13 protein-coding genes and 1 tRNA gene are annotated in these 11,263 nt (G+C 59.9%); 8 read left to right on the plus strand and 6 right to left on the minus strand.

The genetic code is table 11. The features are described from left to right. The first annotated feature begins 127 nt into the window (after window positions 1-127). The gene (locus tag HW554_RS07605; RefSeq protein ID WP_176907982.1) at window positions 128-493 is read left to right on the plus strand and encodes a hypothetical protein; all 366 of its coding nucleotides are present in this window, start codon (window positions 128-130) and stop codon (window positions 491-493) included. 88 nt (window positions 494-581) lie between these two features. Here the strand turns inward: HW554_RS07605 and HW554_RS07610 are convergent, their stop codons facing one another. From HW554_RS07610 to HW554_RS07630, 5 genes are all read right to left on the minus strand, one after another. Then, entirely contained in the window at window positions 582-1,406 is an 825-nt protein-coding gene (locus tag HW554_RS07610; protein ID WP_176907983.1) for a hypothetical protein, read from the minus strand. Window positions 1,407-1,582: 176 nt separating this feature from the next. Continuing rightward, window positions 1,583-1,909 carry a 2Fe-2S iron-sulfur cluster-binding protein gene (locus HW554_RS07615; RefSeq protein WP_176907984.1) on the minus strand — a complete coding sequence of 109 codons (327 nt, stop codon included), beginning with the start codon at window positions 1,907-1,909 and terminating at the stop codon, window positions 1,583-1,585. 92 nt (window positions 1,910-2,001) lie between these two features. After that, window positions 2,002-3,018: an NAD(P)/FAD-dependent oxidoreductase gene (locus tag HW554_RS07620; RefSeq protein WP_176907985.1), complete on the minus strand. Its 1,017-nt coding sequence runs from the start codon at window positions 3,016-3,018 to the stop codon at window positions 2,002-2,004. A gap of 297 nt (window positions 3,019-3,315) precedes the next feature. Further along, window positions 3,316-3,389, minus strand: a tRNA-Arg gene (locus tag HW554_RS07625). Window positions 3,390-3,524: 135 nt separating this feature from the next. Next, entirely contained in the window at window positions 3,525-4,235 is a 711-nt protein-coding gene (locus tag HW554_RS07630; RefSeq protein WP_176907986.1) for a TVP38/TMEM64 family protein, read from the minus strand. Between the two features lie 172 nt (window positions 4,236-4,407). On the opposite strand from HW554_RS07630, the gene HW554_RS07635 reads away from it, so the two are divergent. Further along, the gene (locus HW554_RS07635; protein ID WP_176907987.1) at window positions 4,408-5,547 is read left to right on the plus strand and encodes a cystathionine gamma-synthase; all 1,140 of its coding nucleotides are present in this window, start codon (window positions 4,408-4,410) and stop codon (window positions 5,545-5,547) included. A 144-nt stretch (window positions 5,548-5,691) separates the two neighbouring features. On the opposite strand, the gene HW554_RS07640 is transcribed toward HW554_RS07635, so the two are convergent. Continuing rightward, complete coding sequence (locus tag HW554_RS07640) at window positions 5,692-6,699, minus strand: OmpA/MotB family protein (RefSeq protein ID WP_317170847.1); 1,008 nt, start codon at window positions 6,697-6,699, stop codon at window positions 5,692-5,694. Between the two features lie 223 nt (window positions 6,700-6,922). Between HW554_RS07640 and accD the strand changes: the two genes are divergently transcribed. From accD to HW554_RS20615, 6 genes are all read left to right on the plus strand, one after another. Continuing rightward, a complete protein-coding gene (gene accD / locus HW554_RS07645; protein ID WP_176907988.1) occupies window positions 6,923-7,798 on the plus strand; it encodes an acetyl-CoA carboxylase, carboxyltransferase subunit beta in 876 nt (291 codons plus the stop codon). 232 nt (window positions 7,799-8,030) lie between these two features. Further along, on the plus strand, window positions 8,031-8,774 hold the full coding sequence (locus HW554_RS07650; protein ID WP_246285146.1) for an OmpA family protein: 744 nt from the start codon (window positions 8,031-8,033) through the stop codon (window positions 8,772-8,774). A gap of 453 nt (window positions 8,775-9,227) precedes the next feature. Then, complete coding sequence (locus HW554_RS07655; RefSeq protein WP_176907989.1) at window positions 9,228-9,488, plus strand: YMGG-like glycine zipper-containing protein; 261 nt, start codon at window positions 9,228-9,230, stop codon at window positions 9,486-9,488. 204 nt (window positions 9,489-9,692) lie between these two features. Then, a complete protein-coding gene (locus HW554_RS07660; protein ID WP_176907990.1) occupies window positions 9,693-10,397 on the plus strand; it encodes an OmpA family protein in 705 nt (234 codons plus the stop codon). Between the two features lie 109 nt (window positions 10,398-10,506). Continuing rightward, window positions 10,507-10,860 (plus strand): endonuclease III domain-containing protein, encoded by a 354-nt coding sequence (locus HW554_RS20610; protein WP_246285147.1) that lies wholly within the window; start codon window positions 10,507-10,509, stop codon window positions 10,858-10,860. Window positions 10,861-10,875: 15 nt separating this feature from the next. Then, window positions 10,876-11,263, plus strand: a 388-nt coding sequence (locus HW554_RS20615) for an endonuclease III domain-containing protein (protein WP_394354316.1), incomplete at its 3' end; no start/stop codon positions are given.

The raw sequence follows: 11,263 nt of genomic DNA on the forward strand, positions 1-11,263 counted from the left end.
TGATTTTTTCGCCGCTCACAGTCTTATAAGCCTGATTCTGACCTCAATTCAAGGATTGGGGTTGAGTTTGGCGACCTGAAGACGTACCTTTGCCCCTCGTTTACTGAAGGAAAGAAAGGAAAAGTCGATGCGTAAACTACTTGTGTTACTCTCTGCGCTGCTACTCGGCAGCGCCCCCGCCTGGGCCCAGGACGACGCCAAAGCGGCCGCCACGATTACCCCTACCAGCCTGCCCGGCGAAGAAGAATTATCGGCTCAGGAGCGTGCCGAGCGCGACTTCCTGATGCCCACCCGCCGCAAGCGTGCCGCCGCCATTGAAGCCGTGGAAGAGAAGGCCCGCGCCGCCGAAGCCGCAGTAGAAGCCGCTGCCAAAGCAGCCCGTCTGGCCGCCCAGGTAGAAGCCGAAAAGAACGCCCCACCGGTAATGGCACCCACACCAGCCGAGGAGCGCAAAGTAGTCATCAAGCGTAAAAACGGCCGTAGCCGCCGCTAAATCAGGTTACTTTATGCCAACGCTCAACGCGCCGCCCGACAATAGTCGGGCGGCGCGTTGAGCGTGAAAAGGCCCCGATGGGCCTGAATTACTCAGTGGGAGGCTCCGAAAAGGTGGGCAGTTCCTCTTCGGAGGGCGCTGCCAGTGGGGTATCGGCGCGCCCGTAACGGGGCGTCCGGGTCGTGGCCCGCTCCCCAATCGGGCCGAGCAGCCAGCCGTACCCCAGCTGCAAGGCTATCCGTGAGCCCCGGTCACGCAGCACGAATCCGCCTTCCTGAGGCTTGCCGTGAGCGTTCAGGTAAGTCAGCCGCTGGGTACGCATTTCTAGTAACGGCCGCAACCCTTGCGTGTAATCCAGGCTCAAAAGCAGATTGCGGTTGGGCGTAAGGGCATAGCGCAACCGAATCCCGCCGTTCAGCAGCCAGGTGTTGCGGTGCAGCTGGTGGCTGGTATACACTACCAACGGCCGGCCCGGCACGGGTTGCCGCTGGCCCGGATAAAACTCGTGCAGACGGTCAGGTCGGTACGAGCGGGCCAGCCAAGCCACCGCGGCTCCCAAAGTAGCGTCGAGGCCGAGGCGAGAGCCAAACGTCAGCAAATCGGGGCGGCGCAGGGCCAGGCCGGTTTGCAGCAGCGGCCCCAGTCCGGTACTGGTGCTTGCTTTGCCGTATTGGTGCCGATACTGGATACCGGGTTGCATTTCGGTAAGCCCCAGCATAGTTTCCAGTGACAATTGCGGGGCGAGCGGCCAAGCCAGCCGCAACTCGCCCATTGGCCAGAAGTATCTATCGGCCCGAAAGCCGGAAGGGGTACCGGCCGAGCGTTGCATGGTCATCAGCGAGTAGGTCGGTCCGACACTCAGGCTCAGTTGGGGCCGTAGCTGGGCCTGCGCGCCGGTCAGCGGGAGAAGCACCAGCAATGCTCCGCTGGCTATGTAGGTAACGCATGATACCATCGGAACGCAACAGCTGAAAGACGATAACGCCAAAAACCATCCCATAACGGCTGCCCGGCTGCCACATTGCTTATGCCAAACAAAAAGCCGGCCCCGCGAAGGGCCGGCTTTTTGTTTCATAACGGTAACGAATACTACGACTCCTGGGGCATCAGGCGCACCACCAGCCCGTCGATGCGCGGGTTAAGGCGAATCTGGCACGAGAGGCGGCTGCCCTGCGTCATGATGGGCAGGCTTTCGAGCATAGCCATTTCGTCGTCGGAGGGCTCGGGCAACTCGGGGCCGGCCAGCACCTCTACGTGGCAGGTGCCGCACAGCGCCATTCCGCCGCAAGTGGCCTGAATGTCGTAGCCGTCGGCCTTCATGATTTCCATCAGGCTCAGCCCCATATCGGTGGGGCCCACAATTTCGCGGCGGTGCCCGGGAGACTCCTCCACGTACACCCGTACTTCGTCGGTCATGCTGTTTGGAGCTATTAGCTGAGAGCTGTTAGCTATTAGCTTTCCGATAAACGAAAAAAGCTAGTAGCTAACAGCTCTCAGCTAACAGCCAATTAAAGTGTGGGTACCCCGTTCACCGTGGTGTACTTGAGGGTGTATTTTTTGTCGGGGTAAATGTACTTGAAGGCGCCCTGGCACATGAGGGCAGCCTCGTGGAAGCCGCACAGAATCAGCTTGAGCTTGCCGGGGTAGGTGTTGATGTCGCCGATGGCATAGATGCCGGGCACCGAAGTCGAGTAGTCCACGGTGTTCACTTCCACCGCATTGTCGTCGATACCCAGGCCCCACTCGCCAATCGGGCCGAGCTTGGGCGTGAGGCCGAACAGCGGAATAAACGAATCGATTTCGACCTGCTTGGCCTCACCGCCATTGGCCGTAATGGTAACAGCATTAAGGCGGCCGTTGCCGTGTACGTGCGTCACGTTGCTGCTGAGCACCAGATTTACCTTGCCAGCCTCGTGCAGCTTCTGCACTTTCTCGGCCGAGTCGGCGGCCCCGCGGAACGTGGTGCCACGGTGTACCAGCGTCACTTCCTTGGCCACGTTAGCCAGAAAGATGGTCCAGTCGAGGGCCGAGTCGCCACCGCCGGCAATTACCAGGCGCTGGTCGCGGAAGGCTTCGGGGTCGCGCACCATGTAGTGCACGCCCTTGCCGTTTTCGAAAGTGGTCAGGTCTTCGATGGCGGGCTTGCGGGGCTCAAACGAACCCAGGCCGCCGGCAATGGCCACGGCCTTGCAGCTGATCTGGGTGCCGTCGGTGGTTTTGAGCTCAAACGAGCCGTCGTCGAGCTTACGGAACTCCTCCACTCGCTCGCCAAGCGTGAAAGTGGGGTGGAAGGGCTCAATCTGACGCATCAAGTTAGTTACCAGGTCGCCGGCCAGAATCTCGGGGAAGCCCGGGATATCGTAAATCGGCTTCTTCGGGTAGATTTCCGACAGCTGTCCGCCCACCTGCGGCAGGGCGTCGACTACGTGACAGCGAAGCTTCAATAGCCCGGCCTCAAATACAGCAAACAGCCCCACTGGGCCAGCCCCGATAATGCAGATATCGGTCGAAATGGAATTGGTCATGGAGTAAACGAAAGATAAGCCGTACGGCCCCACCGGAGCCGTACGCGTAACAACGAAACCGGCTAAATCGTTGGCCGAAAGGCTCGGTAACTCTCGGAGCCAGGTGCTACGCGGCCGCAAAGATACGCAGCCCGCCCGCCTAAAGCCTATCACAACGGGCATGTATCCACTGTCAGACTCCAGACAACTCCGGCCTATCGTCCGCTGCCGGCACAATTTCTTTTACCACCGCCAGGAACGACGTTTGTTAATGAGCAATAAAAAAGCCCCACAGCACAATGCTGAGGGGCTTTCTAGTGGTCGTGTAAGGAGTCGAACCTTAAACCTTCTGATTCGTAGTCAGATGCTCTATCCAGTTGAGCTACACAACCTTTTTACCGTTATGCGGATGCGTTTATCCGTTTTGGTTGTGCAAAGATAGCAGCTAAAAACCGGGCCGCGCAAACCGGGAGGCAAAAAAAGTGTACTGCCAGCCTGCAAACAGCTGAATGACAGCCGGATTTTTTTTATTCCGACACTTCGCTCTGCTTCAAACTGCGCTTCAGCGCCCGGGTGAACACGAAATACAACCCGAAAGCCGATACGGCCAGCAGTACCGCTACCAGTACTTTGCCGGCCGTGCCCGTATCGGGGCTTTGGATGAGCAGGAGCACATCCTGGGCTTTAGTGCCGAGCCAGTAGAAGAACAAGGTGCGGGGCAGCATGCCGATAACTGAGGCCGTCAGAAACTGCTGCTTCGGTACACCCATTACGGTCAGAATAAACGTAATCATGGCGAAGGGTAGCACCGGCGAGAGGCGCGTGAGTAGCACCAGCCGCCAGCTGTCGGCCCGCATTTCGCCCATTACCGCGTGCGCCTTCGGAAACTGCTCCAGCAGCCGGATAAGCTTGCCCTTATCGAGGCTCTGGGCGATGAGGTAGCCTCCGTAGGCGGCCAGCATATAGGTCAGCAACATCCCCGGAAAGCCCTTCCAGCCGAAGAAAAAGGCCGTAATGAGTACCACTACTGTGGTGTGGGTGAGCGAGAGCGTCATGGTGATGGCGACTACCACGAAGTAGAGCAGCATGAGGCCCAGGCTGGGGTTTTGAAGCCAGTGCTGGTTTTCGTGCAGAGTCCAGGTCAGTACGCTGTCGCCGATAATAGGCAGCACCGTGAGTAGCACCAGGGCAGTAAGCGTGGATTTGTTCTGGCGAAAGAGGGTATTCAGAAATGACATAAGGAGAGCAGCAAACGGCGGCCGGCGCTACGGGGCCGGTCTGCCGCTAAGAACGTAAGAAAGGCGCCAACGGCCGGAACCGCCCCGCGGCCCGCGCCAAAACACACTCCGGCAAAGGAGTGCGTACCTTTGCCGGGCAACTGATTTTTCACCTGTTATTGCTCTCTGCCGCATGAAATTCGGAACCAAAGCTATCCACGCCGGCGTGCATCCCGACCCCGCCACCGGGGCCATCATGACGCCCATCTACCAGACCTCTACCTACGTTCAGACCTCGCCCGGCCAGCACAAGGGCTACGAATACTCGCGCACCCACAACCCCACCCGCACCCAGCTGCAGGATGCGCTGGCGGCCCTCGACAACGGCCAGCACGGGCTGGCCTTTGCTTCGGGCATGGCCGCCATCGACTGCGTAGTGAAGCTGCTGCAGCCCGGCGACGAAGTTATCTGCACCGACGATCTATATGGCGGCTCCTACCGGCTCTTCACTAAGGTGTACGCGCCCTACGGCATCAACTTCCACTTTGTGCCCATGCACGACATGGCGGCCGTGGAGGCAGCCGTAACCGAGCGTACGAAGCTGATTTGGGTGGAAACGCCCAGCAACCCACTGCTCAACGTCATCGATATTGAAGCCGCTGCGGCCGTGGCTAAAAAAGCGGGTGCGCTGCTGGCCGTCGATAACACTTTTTCGACGCCTTACCTGCAGAACCCGCTCGACCTGGGTGCCGATATCGTGGTGTATTCGCTCACTAAGTACATGGGCGGCCACTCCGATACAGTGATGGGCGCGTTGGTTGTCAACGACGGCGAGCTGAATGAAAAGCTGGCGTTCTACCAGAACTCCTGCGGCGGTACGCCCGGCCCGCAGGACTGTTTCCTGGTGCTGCGCGGCCTCAAAACCCTGCACGTGCGCATGCAGCGCCACTGTGAAAACGGCCGCCAGGTAGCCGAGTACCTGCAGCAACACCCGAAAGTAGAGAAGGTGTACTGGCCCGGTCTCGAAAACCACCCCAACCGCGCCGTAGCCGCCCGGCAGATGCGCGACTTCGGCGGAATGGTGTCGTTTGTGCTCAAAGGTGATAAGCAGGCCGATGCCGTGGCGGTACTCGAAAAGTTCGAGCTCTTCACGCTGGCTGAAAGCCTGGGCGGCGTCGAAAGCCTCTCGGGCCACCCCGCCAGCATGACGCACGCCAGCATCCCGGCCGAGCAGCGCCGCAAGTCGGGCCTATCCGACTCGCTCATCCGCCTCAGCGTGGGCATTGAGGACATCGAGGACCTACTGGCTGACCTCAAGCAGGCCATCGGGTAAATAAGAAGGGCGGGTGAAACGCGAGGCCCGATAAAAAATAAAGCCCCTGACGCTATTACGGCGTCAGGGGCTTTATTTTTTATCGGGCCTCGCGTCTAGAAAAACTCTTGGGCTATACTTCCAGCTTGAAATAATACTTCGCGGCTACTTTCCCGCCGAGTTGGAGTCGAGGATTTTGAACAGTTCGTTGAGCTTGGGCGTGAGGATGATTTCGGTGCGGCGGTTGAGGGCCTTGCTTTCGGGAGAGGAGTTGGGAGCTACAGGCACGTATTGCGAGCGGCCCGAGGCCGTAACGCGCTCCGGAGCCACACCGCCGGTGGTGAGCAGGCGGGCAATTTCGGTGGCCCGTAGCACGCTCAGGTCCCAGTTATCCGTCATGGCGCCTACAGCCCGGCTGAAAGGTACGTTGTCGGTGTGGCCTTCCACTACCACGTTCACGTCGGGTTGCTGCTGGAGCACGGTAGCCAGCTGGCGCAACGCATCCTGGCCCTTGGGGTCTACTTTGGTCGAGCCGGTTTTGAACAGCAGCTGCTCGGAAAGCGACACATACACCTTGCCGTTGCGCATCTCCACCTGCAGTTCGGTGCCTTTAAAGCCGCGCAGCGCGTTGCTCACGCTGGCCTTGAGGGCGTCCACGGCGCGGTCTTTCTCAGCCAGCGCCTTCTGCAGCTCGCCCAGTTTGGCCTCGCGGGCCGTCAGGTCCTGGTTAAGGCGGTCGATGTCGGCGCGGCTTTTCTTGAGGCTCTGGTCCAGCTCGCCCAGCTCGGCCTCGCGGCGGGCCAGGTCTTGGGCCACCTTGTTGTAGTCAGTGGTTTTGTTGGCCAGCGTTCGGTCCGAGTTCTTCAGTAGCCGGTCGTAGCTGTCGGTGAGCTGCTCGTATAGCTGGCGGGTGCGGGCCAGGTTGCGGCCGGTTTCGGTCGAGTCGTCGGTGAGGCGGCGGTTCTGCAGCCGCAGGCGAGTTAGCTCGTCGCCAGCCTTTTTCAGTTCGGCCACATTCTGGCGGTTCTGGCGCTCAGCCTCCGTTTTGGCCTGCTCGGTGGCCGACTGGCGGGCCCGCAAATCGTCGTACTTCTTGGAGGCTACGCAGCCGGGCAGGGCCAGAGAGGCCAGTAGGGCGCCCATTGCCAGGGCGGAAGGAAAGGAGTTCTTCACTGCGAAAACGAGTAGAAAGCCGAAAGAAAATACGGCCGGCTCGCGGCCGGCTTCCGGCAAGATACAGTCCGCTGGCCGCTTCGGCCCCAGCCCAGCGGCTAAGCGCACTTTAGCCCGGCGTTTCACGCTTCTGGATTCCGCCGTAACTTGCACCCCCCAACCCGCGCCCGTTCGGCCGGCGCGGGTCTGTACTTCCTTCTGAACCCACGCCTTTCCGTTACTTATGTCGTCCTGGTTTAATCGCAAAGAAAAAGGCATTGTAACGCCTACCGACCAGAAAAAGGAAACCCCCGACGGCCTCTGGTACAAGTGCCCCGAGTGCAAAACGGTGGCTACCATGGTGGAGCACAAGCGCCTGCTCTGCACCTGCGGCAACTGCGGCTACCACGACCGGGTGGAGGCCGTCGAGTACTTCAATTTCCTATTCGATGGCGGCCAATTTGAGGAACTCGACGCCAATATGCATTCAGCCGATCCGCTGCACTTTGTTGACACCAAAGCGTACCCGCAGCGCCTGGTAGCCACCGAGAAAAGCACCGGCCTGCGCGACGCCGTGCGCACCGCCCACGGCCAGCTTAATGGCCTGGGCCTGGTAGTGGCAGCCATGGACTTCAAATTTATCGGCGGCTCGATGGGCTCGGTGGTAGGCGAGAAGATTGCCCGCGCCATCGATTATGCTCGCGAGCACCGTCTGCCCTTCCTCATGATTTCGCGCTCGGGTGGCGCCCGCATGATGGAAGCCGGCTTCTCGCTGATGCAGATGGCCAAGACCTCGGCCCGGCTGGCACTGCTCTCCGAAGCCGGCCTGCCCTACATCTCCCTGCTCACCGACCCGACCACAGGTGGTGTTACGGCCTCATTTGCCATGCTCGGCGACTTTAATATTGCTGAGCCCGGCGCGCTCATCGGCTTTGCCGGCCCGCGTGTTATCAAGGAAACCATTGGTAAAGATCTGCCCAAGGGCTTCCAGAGTGCCGAGTTCGTGCTTGAGCACGGCTTCCTCGACTTTATCGTCGACCGTAAGGAGTTGAAGACGCGGTTGCACACGCTGCTCTCGATGCTGCAGGCCGGTAAAGGCGCTGAGACGGAGCCTGCTTAGGCTGCCTGGCCAGTATTTCAGCCTCCACACTCGATTTTCGGCAAGCTTTTTGGAAAGAAGCCCGTCAGATGCGCTGTAGGCGTCTCGGGCGGGCTTCTGGTTGTTACAGCAGCTCGCTACCAGAGGCCGGGTATGGATAAGCATCTATATTTGCCGAACTTTTTTTCTCAAACCTAGTAAGTACCTCTGACCAGGTAAACTGACTCTTTCTCTCACCAATCTGTTGAATTTTATGACTTCCCGCACCTCCCTTTTTACTCTTTTGATGGCCTTCGTGCTGTTCATCAGCTCCTGCGCCACTTCGCAGCCTCGCAACCCCAACATCCCGGAGGCTGATACCAACGGTACGGGTCCCCGCAAAACCGGCATGAGCAAAACGGCCAAAGGCGGCATCATCGGTGCTGGTGGTGGCGCAATTGTAGGTGGCGTACTGGGCCGCGTAATTGGTGGCAAGAGCGGCACGGCTGCTGGTGCTATTATTGGTGCTGCCGTAGGCGGTACGGGCGGTGCCCTGATCGGCCGCAAAATGGACAAGCAGGCCGAAGAGCTGCAGCGCGACATGGCTAACGCCAAAGTAGAGCGGGTAGGCGAAGGCATCAAGATCACCTTCGATTCGGGCATTCTGTTCGATACCAACAAGAGCGACCTGCGTGCTGCTTCGATGACCGAAATCCAGAAGATGGCCGAAACGCTGAAGAAGTACCCCGATACTAACGTGATTGTGGAAGGCCACACCGATGCTTCGGGTTCGGATGCCATCAACAACCCGCTTTCGCAGCGCCGGGCCCAGGCCGTGGCTAACTACACCGTTAGCCAGGGCGTAGACGCCAGCCGCGTTTCGACTCAGGGCTACGGCTCGAGCCAGCCCATTGCCGACAACACGACCGAAGCCGGTAAGCAGGCCAACCGCCGCGTTGAAATTGCCATCTTCGCCAACGAGAAGATGAAGAAGGCCGCCGAAAACGGTACGCTGTAATTATAGGCCGGGCAAAAGCTGCTCGGTTCTGATAAGAAAAGCCCCCTCGCTGAGGGGGCTTTTTTTTTGCCTGCGCCGACCATTTTGGAGCTGTAATTGGAAACCGTAGCCACAGTGCCCGCCTGAGGTGAAAAATTGTGGCTTCGAAATCTGCTATTACTGGCATTGGCGGTGTGGGGCTTTGCATGCGGGCGGTTTTCCCCGCGTCCGTTATGTAGTACCCGGCACATGGCTTAGGAATGGTGTGCGGCTACGATAAGGAGGGCGACGGAAAGTACAACAGATGCCGCCGGGCTTACCGGAAACTACCAACCTGCTATAGCCGGAGCCGTTAAAATGCCCATCGGCAGGCTGCTCTGACCTGGGTGATTCCTAAGAAACTAACCGCCGGCCCAGAGGCTACTGCGTCGAACGAACGCTTATTCCTTTCACTAAAACCAACCGACCATGAAAATGATACGCTGGACTTTTATGCTGCTGATTGCAGCCCTGATGATGCGCTGCTCGACTTACCGTAATGCCAACGATACGGGCAAAGGCGCCATAATTGGTGGCGGTAGCGGCGCGGCCGCCGGCGCCGTAATTGGCGGGACTAAAGGCGCTATACTTGGTGGCGCCGTGGGTGCCGGCGCCGGTGCCATTATAGGCAACGAGAAGCAGAAGCGCAAAGATGAGCGGCGCAGGGCCCGGGAAACTACCAACCCGAACCTGTAAGCGCGTCGCAACAAGCAGCCCAGATAAGGCTGCTTTCGAAAACTGATTGTGTTGATTTCCGGGCCCATTCGCTGCCAGCGAGTGGGCCCGGGTTGTTTCTGGCAGGATGGTTGTAAAGCGGCTTCCGGCGGGTAGCTTTGCCGGCCCGTAGCCAGCTGGCTGGCCCAGGTTTTTTCTTCACTTCCTCATCTTTCCTGTTTTCCGATGATTAATCTTCGCTCCCTATTTGTACTGCTGTTGGCCGTACTGCTGCTAGGCGGCAATTTCGCCGAGGCCCAAACCACCAAAGAGAAAAAGCCCTGGAGCAAAACCGCTAAAGGCGGAATAATTGGTGGCCTGGGCGGGGCTGCCGGCGGGGCCATTCTGGGCCGCGTAATTGGTGGTAAGTCGGGCACGGCCAAGGGTGCTATCATCGGAGCCGCCGTGGGTGGGGCCGGGGGTGCGCTTATCGGGCGCCGGATGGACAAGCAAGCCGCCGAGCTGCAGCGCGAAATGGCCGGTGCCACTGTCGAGCGGGTAGGCGAGGGTATCAAAATTACTTTCGACTCGGGCTTGCTGTTCGCTAAAAACTCGGCGAGCCTGACGGCCGCGGCCCAGAACAACATCCAGGAGCTCGCCAAGACGCTCGTAAAGTACGGCGACACCAACGTGATTGTGGAAGGCCACACCGACACCAGCGGCTCTGATGCCGTCAACAACCCGCTTTCGCAGCGCCGGGCCCAGGCCGTGGCAAACTACACCCAGCAGCAGGGCGTAGATGCCTCGCGCTTCACGGTAACGGGCTACGGCTCGAAACAGCCGGTAGCCGACAACTCGACCGAAGCCGGCCGGGTGGCTAACCGCCGGGTGGAAGTAGCCATTTTTGCCAATGAAAAGCTGAAGAAGGCCGCTGAGAAAGGCACCATCTAGGCACCGATTGTCGTCTTTTGAAAAGCGGGAGCTTCCTTTCGGGGAGGCCCCCGCTTTTTTGTGGCCGGGCGGGCGCAACCTGCCGCCCGGCCCGGCGGTACAACCGCGTATGCCCATAACCTACACCGCTTCTGCCGCCGAGAAAACCCTGCAGAACCACGCGCAACTACAACAGTTCTACCCGCCCCTCACGCTCGAAAAGCCCCGCCGCTCACCCATGCGCGAGCTGATTTCGACGGTCCTGTCGCACCGCACCACCCACGCCGACGAAGAGCTGGCCTACCACCGGATGCTGGAAACCTTCGGCGACTGGGCCGGGGTGGCGGCGGCCCCGACTGCGGAGCTGGCCCACGCCATCCGCACCACCCGCTGGCCCGATACGCAGGCCCCGCGCATTCAGGAAATTCTGCGCCGCATAAAGGCCGAGCGGGGCGAGTTTGCGCTGGATTTCCTGGCCGAGTAGCCTACCAACAAGGCTATGAGCTGGCTGCACGACATGCCCGGTATCGGGCTGAAAACGGCTTCGCTGGTGCTGCTCTTCAACTTCCACAAGCCCGTGCTGCCCGTCGATACGCACGTGCACCGCATTGCCCAGCGCGTGGGCATGATTCCGCCCAAAGCCTCGGCCGACAAGGCGCACCAGCTGCTGCTGGCCCAGCTGCCGGCCGATGCGCTGGTGCTACTCAACTTCCACAAGCACAACTACTGGCACGGCCAGAAAGTGTGCTTCTACGCCAAACCCAACTGCCCGCGCTGCCCGCTCAAGGGGTTCTGCAACTACTACCTCGAACACCACGGCCCCGCCACCTCCGAGGTGCTGGCCGCCACCCCCGCCCGCTGGGACCTAGCTTGGGGCGAGCTGCAGC

The organism is Hymenobacter lapidiphilus (genome assembly GCF_013377885.1).
GTDB lineage: Bacteria > Bacteroidota > Bacteroidia > Cytophagales > Hymenobacteraceae > Hymenobacter > Hymenobacter lapidiphilus.

Coding starts and splice junctions, on each gene's coding strand:
- HW554_RS07615 (WP_176907984.1), bottom strand. CDS start 1,909: ATGACCGACGAAGTACGGGTGTACGTGGAGGAGTCTCCCGGGCACCGC.
- HW554_RS07650 (WP_246285146.1), top strand. CDS start 8,031: ATGACTTCCCGCACCTCCCTTTTTACTCTTTTGATGGCCTTCGTGCTG.
- HW554_RS07630 (WP_176907986.1), bottom strand. CDS start 4,235: ATGTCATTTCTGAATACCCTCTTTCGCCAGAACAAATCCACGCTTACT.
- accD (WP_176907988.1), top strand. CDS start 6,923: ATGTCGTCCTGGTTTAATCGCAAAGAAAAAGGCATTGTAACGCCTACC.
- HW554_RS07620 (WP_176907985.1), bottom strand. CDS start 3,018: ATGACCAATTCCATTTCGACCGATATCTGCATTATCGGGGCTGGCCCA.
- HW554_RS07635 (WP_176907987.1), top strand. CDS start 4,408: ATGAAATTCGGAACCAAAGCTATCCACGCCGGCGTGCATCCCGACCCC.
- HW554_RS07655 (WP_176907989.1), top strand. CDS start 9,228: ATGATACGCTGGACTTTTATGCTGCTGATTGCAGCCCTGATGATGCGC.
- HW554_RS20610 (WP_246285147.1), top strand. CDS start 10,507: ATGCCCATAACCTACACCGCTTCTGCCGCCGAGAAAACCCTGCAGAAC.
- HW554_RS07605 (WP_176907982.1), top strand. CDS start 128: ATGCGTAAACTACTTGTGTTACTCTCTGCGCTGCTACTCGGCAGCGCC.
- HW554_RS07660 (WP_176907990.1), top strand. CDS start 9,693: ATGATTAATCTTCGCTCCCTATTTGTACTGCTGTTGGCCGTACTGCTG.